This window comes from Methylobacillus flagellatus KT, from assembly GCF_000013705.1.
Classification (GTDB): domain Bacteria; phylum Pseudomonadota; class Gammaproteobacteria; order Burkholderiales; family Methylophilaceae; genus Methylobacillus; species Methylobacillus flagellatus.
Genome location: NC_007947.1, coordinates 56,847 through 78,323, shown reverse-complemented (window position 1 = coordinate 78,323; position 21,477 = coordinate 56,847). Strand labels below are relative to the sequence as shown.

General features: G+C 51.3%; 14 protein-coding genes, 2 tRNA genes and 3 rRNA genes. 3 read left to right on the top strand and 16 right to left on the bottom strand.

Features of this window, described 5'->3' with window-relative positions:
• Positions 1-60: 60 nt before the first annotated feature.
• From pnp to tyrS, 13 genes are all read right to left on the bottom strand, one after another.
• A complete protein-coding gene (pnp, locus tag MFLA_RS00375; RefSeq protein ID WP_011478439.1) occupies positions 61-2,205 on the bottom strand; it encodes a polyribonucleotide nucleotidyltransferase in 2,145 nt (714 codons plus the stop codon).
• Positions 2,206-2,297: 92 nt separating this feature from the next.
• Positions 2,298-2,567, bottom strand: a complete 270-nt coding sequence (gene rpsO, locus MFLA_RS00370) for a 30S ribosomal protein S15 (RefSeq protein ID WP_011478438.1) — start codon at positions 2,565-2,567, stop codon at positions 2,298-2,300.
• Between the two features lie 164 nt (positions 2,568-2,731).
• Complete coding sequence (gene truB / locus MFLA_RS00365) at positions 2,732-3,640, bottom strand: tRNA pseudouridine(55) synthase TruB (protein WP_011478437.1); 909 nt, start codon at positions 3,638-3,640, stop codon at positions 2,732-2,734.
• Between the two features lie 15 nt (positions 3,641-3,655).
• Positions 3,656-4,033, bottom strand: coding sequence for a 30S ribosome-binding factor RbfA (gene rbfA, locus MFLA_RS00360; RefSeq protein ID WP_011478436.1), 378 nt, complete (start codon positions 4,031-4,033; stop codon positions 3,656-3,658).
• A 3-nt stretch (positions 4,034-4,036) separates the two neighbouring features.
• Positions 4,037-6,760: a translation initiation factor IF-2 gene (gene infB / locus MFLA_RS00355; protein WP_011478435.1), complete on the bottom strand. Its 2,724-nt coding sequence runs from the start codon at positions 6,758-6,760 to the stop codon at positions 4,037-4,039.
• Between the two features lie 74 nt (positions 6,761-6,834).
• The gene (gene nusA, locus MFLA_RS00350; protein WP_011478434.1) at positions 6,835-8,301 is read right to left on the bottom strand and encodes a transcription termination factor NusA; all 1,467 of its coding nucleotides are present in this window, start codon (positions 8,299-8,301) and stop codon (positions 6,835-6,837) included.
• A gap of 26 nt (positions 8,302-8,327) precedes the next feature.
• On the bottom strand, positions 8,328-8,762 hold the full coding sequence (rimP, locus tag MFLA_RS00345; protein ID WP_011478433.1) for a ribosome maturation factor RimP: 435 nt from the start codon (positions 8,760-8,762) through the stop codon (positions 8,328-8,330).
• Positions 8,763-8,919: 157 nt separating this feature from the next.
• Positions 8,920-9,033, bottom strand: a 5S ribosomal RNA gene (rrf, locus tag MFLA_RS00340).
• 146 nt (positions 9,034-9,179) lie between these two features.
• A 23S ribosomal RNA gene (locus MFLA_RS00335) occupies positions 9,180-12,063 on the bottom strand.
• 286 nt (positions 12,064-12,349) lie between these two features.
• Positions 12,350-12,425 (bottom strand) — tRNA-Ala (locus MFLA_RS00330).
• Between the two features lie 96 nt (positions 12,426-12,521).
• A tRNA-Ile gene (locus MFLA_RS00325) sits at positions 12,522-12,598 on the bottom strand.
• Positions 12,599-12,671: 73 nt separating this feature from the next.
• Positions 12,672-14,214 (bottom strand): 16S ribosomal RNA (locus tag MFLA_RS00320).
• Together the 16S, 23S and 5S rRNA genes with 2 tRNA genes alongside form the textbook arrangement of a ribosomal RNA operon.
• A gap of 621 nt (positions 14,215-14,835) precedes the next feature.
• The gene (gene tyrS, locus MFLA_RS00315) at positions 14,836-16,035 is read right to left on the bottom strand and encodes a tyrosine--tRNA ligase (RefSeq protein ID WP_011478432.1); all 1,200 of its coding nucleotides are present in this window, start codon (positions 16,033-16,035) and stop codon (positions 14,836-14,838) included.
• 111 nt (positions 16,036-16,146) lie between these two features.
• Here tyrS and MFLA_RS00310 point away from each other — a divergent pair, with 111 nt between their 5' ends.
• From MFLA_RS00310 to gltA, 3 genes are read left to right on the top strand one after another with little or no spacing between them, the layout of a single operon-like run.
• Positions 16,147-17,493, top strand: a complete 1,347-nt coding sequence (locus MFLA_RS00310; protein WP_011478431.1) for a peptidoglycan DD-metalloendopeptidase family protein — start codon at positions 16,147-16,149, stop codon at positions 17,491-17,493.
• Positions 17,493-18,599 carry an anhydro-N-acetylmuramic acid kinase gene (locus MFLA_RS00305; RefSeq protein WP_195742031.1) on the top strand — a complete coding sequence of 369 codons (1,107 nt, stop codon included), beginning with the start codon at positions 17,493-17,495 and terminating at the stop codon, positions 18,597-18,599. Before MFLA_RS00310 ends, MFLA_RS00305 begins: the two co-directional genes overlap by 1 nt.
• A 32-nt stretch (positions 18,600-18,631) precedes the next feature.
• Positions 18,632-19,927, top strand: coding sequence for a citrate synthase (gltA, locus tag MFLA_RS00300; protein WP_407635285.1), 1,296 nt, complete (start codon positions 18,632-18,634; stop codon positions 19,925-19,927).
• Between the two features lie 83 nt (positions 19,928-20,010).
• On the opposite strand, the gene erpA is transcribed toward gltA, so the two are convergent.
• The 3 genes from erpA to MFLA_RS00285 form a co-directional block, all read right to left on the bottom strand.
• Complete coding sequence (erpA, locus tag MFLA_RS00295; RefSeq protein WP_011478428.1) at positions 20,011-20,364, bottom strand: iron-sulfur cluster insertion protein ErpA; 354 nt, start codon at positions 20,362-20,364, stop codon at positions 20,011-20,013.
• 54 nt (positions 20,365-20,418) lie between these two features.
• The gene (locus MFLA_RS00290; protein ID WP_011478427.1) at positions 20,419-20,721 is read right to left on the bottom strand and encodes a bactofilin family protein; all 303 of its coding nucleotides are present in this window, start codon (positions 20,719-20,721) and stop codon (positions 20,419-20,421) included.
• Positions 20,722-20,812: 91 nt separating this feature from the next.
• Positions 20,813-21,358 carry a DUF6776 family protein gene (locus MFLA_RS00285; RefSeq protein WP_287109643.1) on the bottom strand — a complete coding sequence of 182 codons (546 nt, stop codon included), beginning with the start codon at positions 21,356-21,358 and terminating at the stop codon, positions 20,813-20,815.
• Positions 21,359-21,477: the final 119 nt, after the last annotated feature.

Below are 21,477 nucleotides of genomic sequence, written 5' to 3'. Positions count from 1 at the left end.
ATCTATCATCAAATAAAAAGGCCGGTATACACCGGCCTTTTTACTGAAGCAAGATAACGGCTACTGTTGATCCGCCCCTGTTGCAGCTACTGCTGGCTCTTCTGGCGCTTCGGCACTAGGTGCTTCGATCAATGCCTTAGCGCTCAGACGCACGCGGCCCTTGTCATCCACTTCCAATACCTTGACCTTCACCACTTGGCCTTCCTTGAGAAAATCGGCCACGGCATTCACACGTTGGTGCGCAATTTGAGAGATATGCAGCAAACCATCTTTACCTGGCAGCAGTGAAACAATCGCACCGAAATCCAGCAACTTAAGGACCGTACCATCATAAACCTGCCCCACTTCTACTTCAGCAGTGATCGCTTCAATACGCTTCTTAGCCTCTTCCCCTGCTTCGGCACTGGTGCACCCAATCTTGATCGTGCCATCTTCCTCGATATCAATAGTGGTGCCTGTTTCTTCGGTCAATGCACGAATCACTGCGCCGCCTTTGCCGATCACATCACGGATCTTCTCAGGATTAATTTTCATGGTGATGATACGTGGTGCAAACTCGGAAAGTTCCTGAGGCTGCTCGCCAACAGCTTCCTTCATCAGGCCGAGGATATGCAAACGGCCCTCCTTGGCTTGTGACAATGCAACTCGCATGATTTCCGCAGTAATTCCGGTGATCTTGATATCCATCTGCAAGGCAGTAATACCGGATTCAGTACCAGCCACCTTGAAGTCCATATCACCCAAATGATCTTCATCACCCAGGATATCCGTCAATACGGCAACCCGGTTGCCTTCCTTGATTAAGCCCATGGCGATACCTGCGACATGCGCTTTCAACGGAACGCCCGCATCGAGCAGGGAGAGACAGCCACCACAGACGGAGGCCATGGAGCTGGAGCCGTTCGATTCGGTGATTTCAGAAACAACGCGAATGGTATAACCAAACTCTTCCTGACTTGGCAGTACTGCCAGCAGTGCACGCTTTGCCAAACGACCATGACCAATTTCACGACGCTTTGGTGTGCCGACACGACCGGTTTCGCCCGTGGCATATGGAGGCATATTGTAATGCAGCATGAAACGGTCGGCATACTCGCCCTGCAGCGCATCGATGATCTGTTCGTCGCGGCCGGTACCCAATGTAGCAACGACCAATGCTTGGGTTTCGCCACGGGTGAACAGTGCAGAACCGTGGGTGCGCGGCAATACACCAGTGCGGATGCTGATTGGGCGCACAGTGCGTGTATCACGCCCATCGATACGTGGCTCACCATTCAGGATCTGGCTACGTACAACCTTGGCTTCCAGGTTATGGAAAATGGACTTGATTTCATTTGCTTCGCTGGTCGAGGTTGTCTCCGTGATCAGCTCACCCAGCACTCGACTGCGGATTTCGTCCAGCTTGCTGGAGCGAGCACTCTTGGACTTGATCTTATAGGCCTCATTGATGTCAGCCCCAGCCAGCGCCTCAACTTTGGCAATCAGCTCGGTGTTGGGCTCTGGAGGCGCCCAGTCCCACGGCTCCTTGCCGACCTCGGCAGCCAGCTCATTAATCGCACTGATCACGATCTGCATCTGCTCGTGGCCATACACCACTGAACCTAGCATGACATCTTCAGGCAGTTCCTTGGCTTCAGACTCCACCATCAAAACAGCACTTTCAGTAGCTGCCACCACGAGATCAAGCGCGGTCTCCTTGAGCTGTGAGGCTGTCGGATTCAGAACATACTCGCCATTGATATAACCAACACGAGCAGCGCCAATTGGGCCGTAGAACGGGATACCAGAAATGGCCAAAGCTGCTGAAGCACCAATAATTGCAGGGATATCGGCATCAATTTCAGGATCGGAAGACATTACAGTTGCGACCACCTGCACTTCATTGTAGAAGGCCTCTGGGAACAACGGGCGTAGCGGGCGATCAATTAAGCGAGAGGTCAGTGTTTCCTTTTCGGAAGGACGCCCTTCACGCTTGAAAAAACCACCAGGAATCTTTCCGGCAGCATAGGTCTTCTCTTGATAATCTACGGTCAACGGAAAGAAATCCTGACCCTCTTTCACTTCACGCTTGCCAACTACGCTTACCAGAACCACTGTATCCCCGTAACTAACCATTACGGCACCATCGGCCTGGCGTGCAATTTCTCCGGTTTCAAGTGTCAGCTCATGCTGACCATAGGTAATCGTTTTCTTGATTGCCGTCACAATATTTGTCCTTTAATAAAAAAATAAGCCGACAAGCATTGCGTCTCCGCGTTGCTTTCGGCTTATCCTATGAATTCACAAGTGCGCGATAACTACTTACGCAGACCCAAACGTTCGATCAATGTACGATAGCGGTCTGCATTCTTACGCTTGAGATAATCCAGCAACTTGCGACGCTGGCTTACCAACTTCAACAGACCACGACGGGAGTGATGATCCTTGGCATGGCTTTTGAAATGCTCTGTCAAGTAAGTAATGCGGGCGCTAAGAAGCGCAACCTGAACTTCCGGGCTGCCCGTATCGTTTGGAGCTTGTTGGAAATCAGCAACAATTTTTGCTGTTTCTTGAACTGTAATTGCCATAACTTAATCCTGTTTTGTTAGATGTGTTTTGCGTCAATGCAAATGCAGGTTACATCCACCCCGCTAGAGCATTCATTTACAATCAACTTTTAATTATAACCTAGTCTAGGCCCAAGTTCAATAGATCAACAATGGCTGATCGCCTGGAGCAGGCACCGTGCTCATTACTCGCCAGCCTGGCGAAGCAAACGCCTGGGAGCAATGGATCCTCGGGAAGTTTGTTCACCGAGACCCAGAAAAGCACCTTGTTCGGAATATAACCTGAACAACCCGGAAATGCTCAACCCGGACTTCCACACTTCTTGGCCTTGCAATAAATAAAAAGCGCTGTCAGCATCCAGGGTAACAATTGGAAAGTCTTCAATAGCAGCATCCACTTGCAACAAGACTGCATCCCGCTCTGCTTGCGACATTTGATCGAGCTGTTCGATGGTCACAGCATTCTTTAGATTGAAGTGCGCCGTCGTCAGGCGCCGCAAGCCACCGAGGTGAGCGCCACAACCCAGGCGACTGCCTATATCCTCTGCCAGCGTCCTGATATAAGTCCCTTTACTGCACGACACCACCATCTCGAACTGCTTGCCGTCAAACCGCTCGAGTGCAATGGCATGTATGGTCACCGGCCTTGGCTTCCGGGGAATTTCTACCCCCTCGCGCGCATATGCATATAACGCTTTTCCTTCATGCTTCAATGCAGAATACATGGGAGGAACTTGCAATATATCGCCCACCATGTCCTGTAGTATGGCTTCCAATTCGGACTGCGTCACCGTTACCGGTGCTTGCGTCATGATCTCGCCTTCAACGTCGCCAGTGGTTGTCGTACTGCCCAATGTCACCAATGCCCGGTAACTTTTGTCTGCATCAAGCAGAAAATGGGAAAATTTGGTGGCTTCACCCAGGCAAATGGGCAACAGGCCACTGGCCAGTGGGTCAAGGCTGCCTGTATGTCCAGCCTTGGCTGCCTGGTAAAGCCGCTTGACCATTTGCAATGCCTGATTGGAGGAAATGCCGAGCGGCTTGTCCAGCAACAGCACACCATCTATATTGCGCTTGACTCGTTTGAATTGCACACCAAAACCGTTTTGTTAATTGGGCTCGCTGTCCTGATCAGGATCGGCGACAGGAGGCAGCGCCTCATCAATCAGCTTGGCAATGCGCATGCCCCGGTCAATGGAAGCATCATAAACGAAATGCAACTGGGGCACAGTTCTCAACAACAGGCGCCTGGCCAGCTGACTGCGCAGGAAGCCTGCTGTTTTCTCTAATCCTTTTTGTAGCTCAGGCGTACCTTGGGGGGCAGTATAGTAAACCTTGGCATGCGACATATCGCCACTTACTTCAACCTCGGTCACCGTTACCATGGAAGAAACCCTGGGATCCTTGACCTCGAATTGCAGCAGATCAGCGAGTTCTCGCTGAATCTGCTCAGCAACACGATCACTTCTGGAAAATTCCTTCACCATGGCTTAAAGAGTCCGTGCGACTTCCACGACTTCAAACACTTCAAGGATATCGCCCACCTCGATTTCATTGTAGTTCTTCAACGACAGACCGCATTCGAAATTGGACTTCACTTCCTTGACGTCATCCTTGAATCGCTTCAGAGAATCCAATTCGCCAGTATGGATCACGACATTGTCCCGAATCAGGCGTACCTTGGAGTTACGACGCACCACACCATCTTGGACATAACAACCCGCAACAGAGCCAACCTTGGAGATACGGAATACTTCGCGAATTTCCACAGTGCCAATGACGTTTTCCTTCTGCTCAGGAGAGAGCATGCCACCCAATGCCGCCTTCACTTCATCTACAGCCTCATAGATGATGTTGTAATAACGCACATCAACGCCGGTGCTCTCAATCAGCTTGCGGGCCCCCGCATCGGCACGGACGTTGAAGCCAATCAACACGGCCTTGGATGCAGCCGCCAGATTAACATCTGACTCACTGATAGCGCCTACACCGGTATGGATGATGTTGACCTTGACCTCATCGGTGGACAACTTTTGCAACGAGGTAGACAAAGCTTCGTAGGAGCCTTGGACATCGGATTTGATGATGAGGTGCAAGACCTTGACTTCGCCTTCACCCATCTGTTCAAACATGCTTTCCAGTTTGGCCGCTTGCTGCTTGGCCAGCTTCACATCCCGGAATTTTCCTTGGCGGAACAGTGCAATCTCACGCGCCTTGCGTTCATCGTTGAGTACAATCACTTCTTCCCCTGCGCTCGGCACGTCAGATAGGCCAAGGATTTCCACGGGAATGGAAGGGCCTGCCTCTTTCACATCACGCCCGGACTCGTCCAGCATGGCACGCACCCGCCCATAAGCCGTGCCAGCCAAAATCATGTCGCCACGTTGCAATGTGCCGGACTGGACCAAAATTGTCGACACCGGACCCCGCCCTTTATCCAGCCGACCCTCGATCACGAGACCCTTGGCAGGAATATTCTTGGGTGCTTTGAGTTCAAGGACTTCTGCCTGAAGCAACACAGCTTCCAGCAGATTGTCGATACCCGCCCCAGTCTTTGCAGACACTTCCACGAACATGGTGTCCCCGCCCCAGTCTTCCGGCACGACTTCATGACTGACCAGTTCCTGTTTCACACGCTCTGGGTTAGCCTCTGGCTTGTCAATCTTGTTCACCGCCACGACAATCGGCACATTTGCCGCCTTAGCATGGTGCACCGCTTCGATAGTCTGCGGCATTACACCATCATCCGCTGCCACGACGAGGATGACGACATCGGTTGCCTTGGCGCCGCGAGCGCGCATTGCAGTAAAGGCCTCGTGACCCGGGGTGTCAAGAAAAGTCACCATGCCTCGTGGCGTCTCAACATGGTAAGCGCCGATGTGCTGAGTAATGCCGCCAGCCTCACCAGAGGCCACACGACTACGACGGATATAATCCAGCAACGATGTCTTGCCATGATCCACATGCCCCATGACCGTCACCACAGGTGGACGTGGTTCTTGAACAGCTTCAGCATGTTCGGCCTCGTCCAGGAAGGCTTCAGGATCATTGGAGGCAGCAGCCTTCGCGTTGTGACCCATCTCTTCAACGATAATAATTGCCGTTTCTTGGTCGAGCACTTGATTGATCGTGACCATCATACCCATTTTCATGAGGGTCTTGATGACCTCGCTGGCTTTGACGGCCATCTTATGAGCGAGATCGCCCACGGTAATCGTTTCTGGCACCAACACATCATGCACAATTGGCTCTGTCGGTGCTGTGAATGCATGCTGCTGGTTTTCATTGTTCTTTGACTTTGACTTGCTTCCCTTGGCGCGCCAGCCCTGACCAGCCACGCCGGCATCACTACGACCTTTGACACCACCACGCTTTTTACCGTCGCTGTCGTTCCAATCCTTGCCACCGCTCTTGCCAGTTTTCTTGGCATTCTTTTCTTCTGGCTTTGGAGCCTCTTTGGCTACGGGCTTATGCAATGTACCTTCAGACAGCTTGTTCGCGGCAGCCTCAGCCGCACGCTTGGCCTCTTCTTGGCGCCGCTGAGCCAGCTCTTGCTTCTTGCGCAGCTCCTCAGCTTGAATTGCCATCAATGCGGCCTGGCGTTTAGCCTCGCGCTCGCGCAAAGCCAATTCTTCAGCGCCGAGTAACTCCCTAGCAGTCAATTTCGGGCGCGCATCTGCTGTTGGCTTTTCGTCCACTGCCACAGCCACTTCTCCGGCTTCAGGTTCGGCGGGAGCAACAGTAGGCTCTGGCTCAGACTCCAATTCCTGCTCTACTGCAACGGGCTCTGGCACAGCCTCGACAACAGGCTCGGGCTCGGGTAATACAACTGGTGCGGCTTGCAATGTTGGCTCATCTATAACCGCAGCAGGCGCTATCTCAGCCGACTCCTCTGCAACCACAGGCTCCAATGCTGGGTCGCGCCGCACAAGTACACGCTTCTTCCGCACTTCCACCTGAATGGTCCGCGCCTTACCACTGCTATCCGATTTCTTGATTTCAGTAACTTGTTTACGGGTCAGCGTAATCTTGTTCTTAGGCTCTTGTACGCCATGTTCTTTGCGCAGATATTCCAGCAAAGAGGTTTTGTCCTGTTCTGTGAGTACATCATCATACGCAGTCTTGTTGACGCCTGCTCCTCTCAACTGCTCCAGGAGCAGTTCAGCTGGCAGCCCTAATTCACTGGCAAACTGTGCTACGCTCGATTGTCCCATTTTGTTACTCCAATCTCTTTCACTTGCACTGTCAGCCAGTGCATTTTTCTTAGCTACGCTAATCTATCCCTGCCTCAAGCAAACCAGGGGGCACGCGCCGTCATGATCAATTGCTTGGCGCGCTCTACATCCATGCCTGTCAATTCAACCAAGTCATCTACGGCAAGGTCTGCCAAATCATCCATTGTGGCTACACCTTTACCAGCCAGAGTCCGCGCAGTCGCTTCGTCCATGCCTTCCATATGCAGCAAATCCTCAGAAGCTTCTCCGGCCTTCTCTTCCTTGGCAATCGCTTCGGTCAACAAGGCAGCGCGGGCACGCTTGCGCAATTCATTGATAGTATCTTCATCGAAAGCCTCGATCTCGCTCATTTCAGCCAAAGGCACATAGGCGATTTCTTCCAGGGTACTGAATCCTTCCTGCACCAGGATATCAGCAACCTCTTCATCGACATCCAGCTTCTCGACAAAAAGCTGCAAGATGCTGCTATGTTCTTCCTCGCTCTTTTTAGCAGCCTCTTCCTCAGTGAGGATATTTAATGTCCAACCCGTCAGCTCCGAAGCAAGGCGCACATTCTGCCCGTTGCGACCGATCGCCTGGGCCAATTGCTCTTCATCGACGATGACATCCATGCTGTGCGCGTCTTCATCCACCACAATGCCGGACACTTCTGCGGGAGCCATCGCATTGATGACGAACTGGGCAGGATCCATGGACCACAAGACGATATCGACACGCTCACCTGCCAACTCTCCTGTCACAGCCTGCACACGCGAACCACGCATGCCCACACAAGTCCCGACTGGGTCCAATCGCTGGTCATTCGACTTCACTGCAATCTTGGATCGTAAGCCTGGATCGCGCGCAGCCGACTTAATCTCCAGCAAGCCCTCTTCAATCTCCGGCACTTCGAGCTCGAACAGCTTAATCAAGAATTCAGGCGCCACACGGGAAAGAATGAGTTGTGGGCCACGCCCACTACGCTCAATACGAGAAAGATAGGCACGCACACGATCGCCGACCCGCAAGTTTTCCTTAGGGATCATTTGCTCACGAGGCAGCACAGACTCAAGACGACCAACCTCAATGATAGCGTTGCCTTTTTCCATGCGCTTGATGACTCCTGTCACCAAATGTTCCTTGCGCGCTAAAAAATCATCCAGAATCTGCTCTCGCTCGGCCTCACGCACCTTTTGCAGAATAACCTGCTTGGCAGCCTGGGCCCCAATACGCCCAAACTCCACTGACTCTAGAGGCTCTTCAATATAGTCGCCTACGGCAAATCCCTCGGCACGTGCATCATCCACCGCAATCTGTGCGGCAGGATTTTCCAACGCATCTGCCTCGACCACCTGCCAACGGCGGAAAGAACGATACTCTCCACTGTCGCGATCAATTTCCACACGAACATCAGCATCTTCAGTAAAACGTTTTTTGGTAGCAGAGGCCAGAGCCAGCTCCAATGCCGTAAAAATAACGGTTTTGGCCACATTCTTCTCATGGGCCAACGCATCGACCAATAACAATATTTCGCGACTCATTTCAATCTCCGCCAAAAAATTGGTGCTTAGAACTCAGGAGACAATCTTGCTTTGTCTATATTGGAAAATGGCACACGTTGCTCCACACCATCGCATTCCAATACAAGATATTCCTGATCCACCCCACGCAATATGCCTAAAAAATTCTTCCTGCCTTCAATCGGCATCCGTAATTTCACTTGAGCCCGCTCGCCCGCGAACCGCACAAAATCCGACGTTTTCTTCAAGACGCGATCCAAGCCAGGGGAAGAGATTTCCAACCTGTCATAATCTATATCATGCTCGACAGCCAATAAGTTGCTCAGGTGATTGCTCACCAGTACGCAGTCGTCAATATTGATGCCTTCTGGCTTATCAATGAACAAACGAATCAATTTGCCACGATTGGCCAACTCCATGTCAACCAGTTCATATCCAAGCTGACCAAGAGACCTTTCCAGCAGTGCGTTTAAATCCTGCATAGCAAACCTTATTGCCTGATTCTACAAATAAAAAATGGGCTCAACGCCCATCCCCAATTATCGCTATTATAGCAATCAGCTACCAATAACACAAAAACAAAAGCCCTCTAACAGAGGGCTTTTGTCATCATTCAGAGACTCTGAATGTTAAATAAAAGCCTGGCGGTGACCTACTTTCGCATGCGTAGTGCATACTATCATTGGCGCGGAATCGTTTCACGGCCCTGTTCGAGATGGGAAGGGGTGGTTCCAATTCGCTATGGCCGCCAGACATAACCGGTAGTGCATGTGTATGAACACATTCACTGATATCTGATGGAACTTGCATAAGCAAATTCGTCTTCAACAAACAGAAGAAGTAAAGATGGTATTTTGATTGCTGCTTTGTCAGCACCTTGATTCAAGATTCAAGGTTATAGGATCAAGCCTCACGAGCAATTAGTATCGGTTAGCTTAACGCATTACTGCGCTTCCACACCCGACCTATCAACGTCCTGGTCTCGAACGACTCTTCAGTGTGCTCAAGGCACAAGGGAAGTCTCATCTTGAGGCAAGTTTCGCGCTTAGATGCTTTCAGCGCTTATCTCTTCCACACTTAGCTACCCGGCGATGCCACTGGCGTGACAACCGGTCCACCAGAGGTGTGTCCACTCCGGTCCTCTCGTACTAGGAGCAGCCCCCCTCAAACTTCCAACGCCCACGGCAGATAGGGACCAAACTGTCTCACGACGTTTTAAACCCAGCTCACGTACCACTTTAAATGGCGAACAGCCATACCCTTGGGACCGGCTACAGCCCCAGGATGTGATGAGCCGACATCGAGGTGCCAAACTCCCCCGTCGATATGAACTCTTGGGAGGAATCAGCCTGTTATCCCCAGAGTACCTTTTATCCGTTGAGCGATGGCCCTTCCATACAGAACCACCGGATCACTATGACCTGCTTTCGCACCTGCTCGACCTGTCCGTCTCGCAGTCAAGCAACCTTATGCCATTGCACTATCAGTACGATTTCCGACCGTACCTAGGTTACCTTCGCACTCCTCCGTTACTCTTTGGGAGGAGACCGCCCCAGTCAAACTGCCCACCATGCACGGTCCCCGATCCGGATTACGGACCTAGGTTAGAACCTCAACAACATCAGGGTGGTATTTCAAGGTTGGCTCCACGAGAACTGGCGTCCTCGCTTCAAAGCCTCCCACCTATCCTACACAAATCTTGTCAAAGTCCAATGCAAAGCTACAGTAAAGGTTCATGGGGTCTTTCCGTCTAGCCGCGGGTAGATTGCATCTTCACAAACATTTCAACTTCGCTGAGTCCCGAGAGGAGACAGTGTGGCCATCGTTACGCCATTCGTGCGGGTCGGAACTTACCCGACAAGGAATTTCGCTACCTTAGGACCGTTATAGTTACGGCCGCCGTTTACCGGGGCTTCGATCAAGAGCTTGCACCCCATCACTTAACCTTCCGGCACCGGGCAGGCGTCACACCGTATACGTCCACTTTCGTGTTTGCACAGTGCTGTGTTTTTATTAAACAGTCGCAGCCACCATTTCACTGCAACCCTCTTCTGCTCCACGAGCAAGTCGCTTCACATACCAAGGGCGCACCTTCTCCCGAAGTTACGGTGCTAATTTGCCGAGTTCCTTCTCCCGGGTTCTCTCAAGCGCCTTAGAATTCTCATCCTGCCCACCTGTGTCGGTTTGCGGTACGGTTCACATATACCTGAAGCTTAGTGGCTTTTCTTGGAAGCTTGGTATCAATCACTTCGTCTCACAAGGAGACTCGTCATCACGCCTCAGTCTTAACCTCCCGGATTTGCCTAAGAGATCAACCTACACGCTTAAACCACCTATTCCAACAGATGGCTGACCTAACCTTCTCCGTCCCCACATCGCAGCATATGTAAGTACAGGAATATTAACCTGTTTCCCATCAGCTACGCATCTCTGCCTCACCTTAGGGGCCGACTCACCCTGCGCCGATGAACGTTGCGCAGGAAACCTTGGGCTTTCGGCGAGGGGGCTTTTCACCCCCTTTATCGCTACTCATGTCAGCATTCGCACTTCTGATACCTCCAGCATTCCTCACAGAACACCTTCGCAGGCCTACAGAACGCTCTCCTACCATGCTAGTAAACTAGCATCCGCAGCTTCGGTTACGTGCTTAGCCCCGTTACATCTTCCGCGCGGGACGACTCGACCAGTGAGCTATTACGCTTTCTTTAAAGGATGGCTGCTTCTAAGCCAACCTCCTGGCTGTCTGTGCCTTCCCACTTCGTTTTCCACTTAGCACGTCATTAGGGACCTTAGCTGGCGGTCTGGGTTGTTTCCCTCTTGTCCACGGACGTTAGCACCCATGGACTGTCTCCTGTGATTGCACTTCTCGGTATTCGGAGTTTGCCATGGTTTGGTAAGCTCTTATGAGCCCCCTAGCCATAACAGTGCTCTACCCCCGAGAGTGAGACACAAGGCACTACCTAAATAGCTTTCGGAGAGAACCAGCTATCTCCAAGTTTGTTTAGCCTTTCACCCCTATCCACAGCTCATCCCCTAATTTTTCAACATTAGTGGGTTCGGACCTCCAGTACCTGTTACGGCACCTTCATCCTGGCCATGGATAGATCACTTGGTTTCGGGTCTACACCCAGCAACTGAACGCCCTATTCGGACTCGCTTTCGCTACGCCTCCCCTATCGGTTAAGCTCGCTACTGAATGTAAGTCGCTGACCCATTATACAAAAGGTACGCAGTCACCCCTTGCGAGGCTCCCACTGTTTGTATGCATGCGGTTTCAGGATCTATTTCACTCCCCTCCCGGGGTTCTTTTCGCCTTTCCCTCACGGTACTGGTTCACTATCGGTCGATTACGAGTATTTAGCCTTGGAGGATGGTCCCCCCATGTTCAGACAGGATTTCACGTGTCCCGCCCTACTTGTCGTTACCCTAGTTCCACAAACGGGTTTTCGTATACGGGGCTATCACCCACTATGGCCGGACTTTCCATTCCGTTCTACTAACGCGTCTGCTAAAAGTAACAGGCTTTTCCGGGTTCGCTCGCCACTACTTCCGGAATCTCGGTTGATTTCTTTTCCTCGAGTTACTTAGATGTTTCAGTTCACTCGGTTCGCCACCGCCCTCCTATATATTCAGAGGGGGTTACCCTTGCGGGTGGGTTTCCCCATTCGGACATTCCCGGATCAAAGCTTGTTTGCCAGCTCCCCGAGACTTTACGCAGGCTACCACGTCCTTCATCGCCTGTAATCGCCAAGGCATCCACCACATGCACTTATTCGCTTGACCCTATAACGTTGGACCCTGAACCCTTTTAAATTCAAGTCCGTGACTCACGAGTAGTGGTGAGTCCGTTACAGGCTGCTTCTAAAGCACTATCGAACCACGTTAAAAACAACGCTGTTCAATGTTTTGATTTCTGCAATCAAATTACCCATTGAATGTTTCAGACCTCATCACAAAGTCTTACTTCATTCTCTTTACTTCTTCCATTTTGTTAAAGATCAATCTAGCTTGTAAAAGCCAGACATAAAGACAGCACGCTGCGCTTATGTCTAACTTTTCAACAAAGTGTTGGTGGAGGATGACGGGATCGAACCGACGACCCCCTGCTTGCAAAGCAGGTGCTCTCCCAGCTGAGCTAATCCCCCTCTGAACTTCGCATTACTTCGTTACTCGTCTTCTTACATACCAAAGTATGCGGCGAAGATTCGCGCCTCGTATTACTCGTCCACTTGATAAGTGCTTGGTGGGTCTGGTTGGGCTCGAACCAACGACCCCCGCCTTATCAAGACGGTGCTCTAACCAGCTGAGCTACAGACCCTTAAGGCCAATCTTTGTTGCGCTCTTTAAAACAACCGATAAGTGTGAATGCTTGCAAGCAAGGCTTACTCTAGAAAGGAGGTGATCCAGCCGCACCTTCCGATACGGCTACCTTGTTACGACTTCACCCCAGTCATGAATCCCACCGTGGTAAGCGCCCTCCTTGCGGTTAGGCTACCTACTTCTGGTGAAACCCACTCCCATGGTGTGACGGGCGGTGTGTACAAGGCCCGGGAACGTATTCACCGCGACATGCTGATCCGCGATTACTAGCGATTCCGACTTCATGCAGTCGAGTTGCAGACTGCAATCCGGACTACGATCGGCTTTCTGAGATTAGCTCCCCCTCGCGGGTTGGCAACCCTCTGTACCGACCATTGTATTACGTGTGAAGCCCTGGCCATAAGGGCCATGAGGACTTGACGTCATCCCCACCTTCCTCCGGTTTGTCACCGGCAGTCCCAATAAAGTGCCCAACTGAATGATGGCAATTATTGGCAAGGGTTGCGCTCGTTGCGGGACTTAACCCAACATCTCACGACACGAGCTGACGACAGCCATGCAGCACCTGTGTCCACTTTCCCTTTCGGGCACCTAATGCATCTCTGCTTCGTTAGTGGCATGTCAAGGCCAGGTAAGGTTTTTCGCGTTGCATCGAATTAATCCACATAATCCACCGCTTGTGCGGGCCCCCGTCAATTCCTTTGAGTTTTAATCTTGCGACCGTACTCCCCAGGCGGTCAACTTCACGCGTTAGCTGCGTTACTAATGGATTTTACTCCACCAACAACTAGTTGACATCGTTTAGGGCGTGGACTACCAGGGTATCTAATCCTGTTTGCTCCCCACGCTTTCGAGCATGAGCGTCAGTATTAGGCCAGGAGGCTGCCTTCGCCATTGGTATTCCTCCACATCTCTACGCATTTCACTGCTACACGTGGAATTCTACCTCCCTCTCCCATACTCTAGCCTTGTAGTTTCAAACGCAGTTCCCAGGTTGAGCCCGGGGCTTTCACATCTGACTTACAAAACCGCCTGCGCTCGCTTTACGCCCAGTAATTCCGATTAACGCTTGCACCCTACGTATTACCGCGGCTGCTGGCACGTAGTTAGCCGGTGCTTCTTATCAAGGTACCGTCATCCTCATCCAGTATTAGTGGATAAGTTTTCTTTCCTTGCGAAAGAGCTTTACAACCCGAAGGCCTTCTTCACTCACGCGGCATGGCTGGATCAGGCTTGCGCCCATTGTCCAAAATTCCCCACTGCTGCCTCCCGTAGGAGTCTGGGCCGTGTCTCAGTCCCAGTGTGGCTGATCATCCTCTCAGACCAGCTACTGATCGTCGCCTTGGTAGGCTTTTACCCCACCAACTAGCTAATCAGATATCGGCCGCTCCATTAACGTGAGGTCCGAAGATCCCCCACTTTCCCCCTCAGGGCGTATGCGGTATTAGCTAATCTTTCGACTAGTTATCCCCCATTATTGGACACGTTCCGATATATTACTCACCCGTTCGCCACTCGCCACCAGGGAGCAAGCTCCCCGTGCTGCCGTTCGACTTGCATGTGTAAAGCATGCCGCCAGCGTTCAATCTGAGCCAGGATCAAACTCTTCAGTTTAATTCCGACTATTACTTTGTGGCCTCTTGCGAGGCCGGTATATCGCTTGGCTTAATCTCAAATGAATCTTAGGTGTAGCTTATAAAGCTACAGATTTCATTTAAGTGTTAAGCACTTGTATTTTGAGTTTGGGATACATATTAATATGTATCTTTTGCACTCACCTACAAGCACCCACACTTATCGGTTGTTCGTTTTGTTAAAGAGCAGGTTACTTCTTTTTACTCGCCCCTGATTCGTTTCCAAATCAGCGAGAGGTGCGCATTATACAGACCTTTTTAATCCGGTCAAGCTAGTCTCGAAATTTATTTCTTACAACTTCGATCCCGCCTCTATATCTACATCCCTTACAGCGAGCCGCGCATTTTACAGTTTCTTTCGAACTGGTCAAGTGATTTTTGAAATTAATTTCGAACCGCTTAACTGCGTTTCGCTTTATCAAGCGAGCCGCGCATTTTACAGACCTTTTTTAATCGGTCAAGGAGAATTTTCATTTCTTCAAACCCTCCTGCGAGCCCCACTGTTCAAGCGAGGTGCGCATTCTACGTAGCCCAGGATTTTGGTCAAGCCTTTTTTGTCACTATTACAAAATAATTACATTTCAAGGCTATCAAGCTTACATCACTTGCTGATCGTAATCCGGGCAAACTTGCGCTTGCCCACTTGTGCCACCACCACAGCGCCCTGCGCAACCTGCAACCCGCGATCCATGACTTTCTCGCCATCCAACCTCACGCCGCCTTGTTCTATCATGCGAAAAGCCTCAGAGGTGCTAGCAACCAGTCCCGCCTGCTTCAATAGCGGACCTATTGCAACCGCAGCCTCCTTGATCACCACGTTCACCTCCGGCACATTTTCAGGAATACCGCCTTTTGAGCGCAATTCGAAATCTGCAAGTGCATCAACCGCAGCTTGCTTGCCATGGAATCGCGTCACGATTTCCTGCGCAAAGCGCACTTTGATATTGCGCGGGTTTTCCCCAGCCTGAACGGAAGCGCGCCAACGCTCAATCGTTTCCATCGACTCAAACGACAATAAAGTGATATATCGCCACATGAGCTCATCCGAAACGGACATCAACTTACTAAATATAGTGTTAGCAGGCTCAGCAATACCGATATAGTTGCCCAGGGATTTAGACATCTTATTGACGCCATCGAGCCCCTCGAGCAGCGGGACCGTCAGCACGGACTGCGGAAGCTGCCCAAAGTGCTTTTGCAGCTCACGCCCCATTAATAAGTTGAAGCGCTGGTCGGTGCCGCCCAGCTCGATATCAGCCTTCAAGGCTACCGAGTCATAGCCTTGTAATAAGGGATAAAGGAATTCGTGGATCGCAATCGGCTGATTGTTCTTGTAGCGCTTCTCGAAATCATCCCGTTCCAGCATCCGCGCCACGGTATGTGTTGCAGCCAGCTTGAGCATGCCTGCCGCGCCGAGTTCATTGATCCAACTTGAATTGAACACCACTTCCGTTTGCTCGGGCTTGAGTATCTTGAATACTTGTTCCTGGTAAGTCCGCGCATTAACTTGCACCTGCTCAGCACTCAGTGGCGGACGGGTTGCGCTTTTGCCGGTCGGATCCCCGATCATGCCGGTGAAATCCCCAATCAGGAACAGCACTTTGTGACCTAAGTCCTGGAATTGGCGCAGCTTGTTAAGTAATACCGCATGCCCCAAATGCAAATCGGGCGCAGTCGGGTCAAAACCTGCCTTTACCTTCAACGGTTGCCCAGTGTTAAGCTTGTCGATTAGCTCCTGCTCGCCGATCAAGTCATCAATGCCACGTTTGATCAACGCCAAACTATCATTTAAATTTGCCATATCTTTAGAAATAACCGTGATTTAGGGTGCTTTTTTGCCTTCACCATGCAGAATTTTTCTGTTAGCATGGCTCATCGTCGATTTGTCACAGCAATCATGAGGTAGCGACCAGTGCAGCAAACTGAGCAGAGCCAAAGGAAAGTTATTTTAACGCAAAACCCAGCATTAAAAGAACGTAAGCTACGCCTGCGTTGGTTGCTCGCCATTTCAAGCCTTCCACTCTTCGGCATCATCACTGCATTCGGTATTGCCCCACAAACATCTACACAGGATGTGGCCATTTCCACCATTGTAGAAGATGTCGAGCTACCTGAAATTTCTACACCATTCGTTTCAGAAAATCTAGAAAGTGAAAATTACTGGCAAGCCGATCAGGTACGCCGTGATGACACTCTGGCTAGCCTGATGTCCCGATTGAATGTACAAAATAGCGAGGCTCTGGATTTCTTGCGCAAGAATCCCGATGCACGCGCGCTTGCCTCCCAGCTTCGACCGGGACGCGCCATCCAGGCACAGGTCAATGCCAGTGGTGAATTGCTCAAATTGCAATACCAGCTCAACCCCACTTCCACCTTGACTGTAGAACGTACCGATTCCGGCTATCAGGCCAAAACTGCCGAGCCAACTCTAGAGACTCACAACGTTTTGAAAACCGCTGAGATTAAAAGCTCGCTTTTCGCCGCGACTGACTCAGTAGATATCCCAGATTCCATCGCCATCCAGATGGCTGAAATTTTTTCCTCCGATATTGATTTCCATAGCGACCTGCGCAAAGGTGATCGTTTTGTCGTGATCTACGAAGCCAAATACAATAACGGCAACCTAGTCAACACCGGGCAGGTGCTGGCGGCTGAATTCACCAATCAAGGCAAGACCTACAAAGCTGTCATGTATCGCAATCCCGAAGGCAAAGTCGCTTATTACACGCCTGAAGGCAAGAGCTTGCACAAGTCTTTCCTGCGTTCCCCACTAGAGTTTACCCGTATCAGCTCTGGCTTTACCCTTGGCCGTTTCCATCCGATCCTGCAAAAAATGCGCGCTCACAAAGGCGTAGATCTTGCCGCGCCCATCGGCACCCGGATCAAGGCTCCCGCTGATGGCGTAGTGCAGTTTGTCGGGGTCAAGGGTGGATATGGCAATGTCATCTATTTGCAACACAATGGCGGCGTTACAACGGTCTATGGCCACCTTTCCCGTTTCGCGCCTGGCCTACGTCAAGGCATGAAAGTGTCGCAGGGCGATATCATTGGGCATGTCGGCATGACAGGCATGGCAACCGGCCCTCATCTGCATTACGAGTTCCTGCTGAACGGCGTCCATAGGGATCCTCTCAAAGTGGCGCTGCCTGCGGCTCAACCTCTTGCCCCTCAATACCGGGAAGATTTTCTCGCTCATAGCGCCAACCTGAACGCCCAATTGCAACTGCTGAGTGCAAGTACTGTCGCCTCGCTCGACTAGTGCAGCCTGAGCTTTTCATTGGCCTGATGTCAGGCACCAGCCTGGATGGTGCCGACAGCGTAATCGTCAAGCTGGAAAATCAGCGCTGCCAAGTCATCCAGCAACAGTTCACACCTTACCCCGCAGCTTTGAAACATATGCTGTTGGCATTGCATAATCCGGGCCATAACGAGCTCGAGTCAATGGCACGTACAGGCAACCAACTTGCCACGTTATACGCCGAAAATATAGAAGCATTGCTGAAGAAGGCCTGTCTCCACCCTAAGGCAATACGTGCGATTGGCTGCCACGGCCAAACCATACGCCATCGTCCTGAATGGGGCTTTACGCTGCAGATCGGCAACCCAGCATTGTTGGCCGAGCTGACAGGAATCGACGTCGTCGCCGACTTCCGTAGCCGCGACATTGCGGCAGGCGGTCATGGCGCTCCCCTGGTACCTGCCTTCCATGCCGCCATGTTCTCTTCTGCCGAGAAGCACCGGGTTGTGCTCAATATTGGCGGTATTGCCAACCTTACCAACCTACCGGCAACAGGGGGCAACATCATCGGATTTGATACAGGCCCTGGCAATATGCTCATGGATGCTTGGATCAATAAACACCAAGGCAGGGACTACGATAGGCAAGGAACTTGGGCAGCAAGCGGCTCCATCCTTCCCGATCTGTTACACCGCATGCTTTCCGACTCATTTTTCGCCAGACAGCCACCTAAAAGTACGGGCCGTGATACGTTCAACCTGGCTTGGCTTGAGCAGCTATTGCACCAAATTAAAGACAAACCCCGGCCGCAGGATGTGCAACGCACACTATTGGAACTGACTGCCGTTTCAATTGCCATGGCAGTGACACAGCATTGCGGTAATGTTGATGAGCTGTATGTATGTGGTGGTGGCGCTTATAATAACGCCTTGATGCAACGCTTACGGCAATTGCTGCAGCCAGTGCCTATTGCACTGAGTGATACACTGGGCCTTGCAGCCAATGCTGTAGAAGCAGCTGCTTTTGCCTGGCTGGCGAAACAGACTTTACATGGACTGCCTGGCAACCTGCCTGCCGTGACTGGCGCATGTGGTCCGAGAATACTTGGCGCAGTTTATGCTGCTTAATTTGTAACCAATCAACCATCCATGACTCCAGAATGATGAAACCAAGCAAAGTCACCCTTACTTTCGATGATGGTTCCGCGCCAATCGAACTCCCTATTCTACCCGGCAAGCTGGGGCCCAGTGTTATTGATATCCGCTCCCTGAGCAAGCATGGCTATTTCACTTACGATCCCGGCTTCCTATCAACAGCCTCTTGTGACTCCAATATCACTTTCATCGATGGCGAGGAAGGATTGCTGTTTTATCGCGGCTACCCCATCGAGCAACTCGCAGAGCACTCCGACTTCATGGAAGTCAGCTACTTGCTCATCTATGGCGAGCTACCCAATGCGGAGCAGAAAGAAAAATTCACCAATACCATTACGCGCCACAGCATGGTGCATGATCAGCTTACGCACATCTTCCGCGGCTTCAGACGCGATGCACATCCGATGGCAGTCATGGTCGGTGTTGTCGGCTCCATGTCAGCCTTCTACCATGAGGCAATTGATGTCAGCGATCCGAGAAACCGTGAGTTCGCTGCGCATCGCCTGTTGGCCAAAGTCCCTACCATTGCTGCCTGGAGCTACAAGTACAACGTTGGTCAGCCTTTCATGTACCCAAAGAACCGCTTCAATTATGCGGAAAACTTCATGCACATGATGTTCGCTACCCCATGTGAGGATTACGAACCCAACCCTGTATTGGCAAAGGCTTTTGAGCGTATTCTGATTCTGCATGCTGACCATGAGCAAAATGCCTCTACCTCTACAGTCCGTTTGGCAGGCTCCAGCGGGGCCAACCCATTTGCCTGTGTCGCTGCGGGTATTGCTTCATTGTGGGGGCCCGCACACGGCGGTGCCAACGAAGCCACGCTGAAAATGCTGGAGGAAATCGGCGATATCAGCCGTATCGGTGAGTACATTAAGCGCGCCAAAGACAAAACCGATTCGTTCCGCTTAATGGGATTCGGCCACCGCGTCTACCGCAACATGGACCCACGCGCAGCCATCATGCGCCAGACCTGTCATCAAGTGCTCGACGAGCTCGGCCTGAATGATGACCCCATGTTCAAACTTGCACTGGAACTGGAAAAGATTGCACTGGAAGATGAATACTTCGTCAGCCGTCGGCTGTATCCGAATGTCGACTTCTATTCTGGCATCGTCATGCGTGCAATGGGTATTCCGAACTCAATGTTCACGGCTATCTTTGCCTTGGCGCGTACCGTCGGCTGGGTTGCTCAATGGAATGAGATGATGTCCGACCCAGGCTCCAAGATAGGCCGTCCACGCCAACTATATACTGGTCCGGAACGTCGCGACTTTCTTCCGCTGGATCAGCGTTAAGACGCTAGAGCACCCTCTGGGGGAGAATTTAAAAAGGGGCCATGTAGGCCCCTTTCCTCTATTGGATTCGCGGCGCTTACGCCTCAAGCGGAGAAAGAAGAGCCGCACCCACAAGTCGTCGTTGCATTAGGGTTGCGAATCACGAACTGGGAACCCTGCAGGCTATCCTGATAATCAATTTCCGCCCCCACCAAGTATTGCAAACTCATGGGATCAATCAGCAATGTGACGCCATCCTTGTCGACCGTCGTGTCATCCTCATTGATGGTTTCCTCAAATGTGAAGCCATACTGAAAACCCGAACAACCGCCACCGCTCACGAATACACGTAATTTAAGATCTGGAGAGCCCTCCTCGTCAATTAGCTCCTTGACCTTGCGCGCCGCATTATCGGTAAATATCAATGGGCTTGGGATTTCCTCTGTCACTGCATTCATGGCTAACCACTCCTTAAATAATTGAATTCATTATCCTGCACGGGGCTTCTTCGGTCAATCTTTGACCTCCAAAATGGCAGGAGTTTCCGCGTTGGCACTTTCACCGACATATACCAGCCGCCCTTCAATGATGGCGCCAGTATGGATTTCCAGCGATTTGTAATGCACATCACCGGAAATCCTGGATTTGGCAAGCAGCTCCAGGTCATGAGTTGAATGTACAGGGCCACGCACCTCCCCATTCAATACGATTCTCGCCACTGTGACTGCGCCCTCAATGCTGCCATGCTCACTCAACACCAATGTACTGGGAGTACCTGGCACCTCGCTCACATCCCCCTTGATCTGCCCATCCACACGTAAACCGCCACTGAATATGACGTTGCCTTCAATGCGCGATCTGTACTGATCAAAGTATCTATACGGCTTTGCAGCTTATTCTTGTTCTTCAAGAACATGGGTATGCCCCTTTATCGAGGAGACAATCAACAGCCTCTGGTGGCAACTCCACCCTTTGTCTGATATTGGGCTGTGTTGCCCCCGTTTCAAGAAAAATGAGTTCTACCTCTTCAACCTTGATACCTCCCGGCAACGTAAAACTGCCATCCAGGCGTTGATGATAGCGGAAATTGACTTTTGCATGAGTGTTGTTGGCAGGTTGCAGAAGCAGAGGCACCCTAACTACTTGGCCTTGCTGATTCCTGCCTTGCAGTATAAAGCTTAGGTTGCCTTGCACCGACCTCCCTGCGTCAGATTGTTGCGAAAGCACCAGATGATATTGATAATGGCCAGATTCCTTACCCTTTTCCACGAATAAACGGGTCAGCTTCACCCCCTGCAGAGCAGCCCCGCTATTGTGCATGCTTTTATAGAAAGCCAGGTCTTCCTTGAGCTTCATCAACTCATCCTGTGCCTGCGCATAATCATGGGTAAGCTTTTCCTGAGCAACGCGCTGCACTTGCAGCTGCCTTTCTGCCTGGACAGCACGATTCATGAGCTCCTTCCTGGTAGGTTGTCGCTCTAGTGTCAGCGCCAAGGTACCTGTGGCATTTAACTTCCAGTATGCTAGTGCGTAGCCAATCACGATCAAGCCTATTATGCCCAGCAACTGCC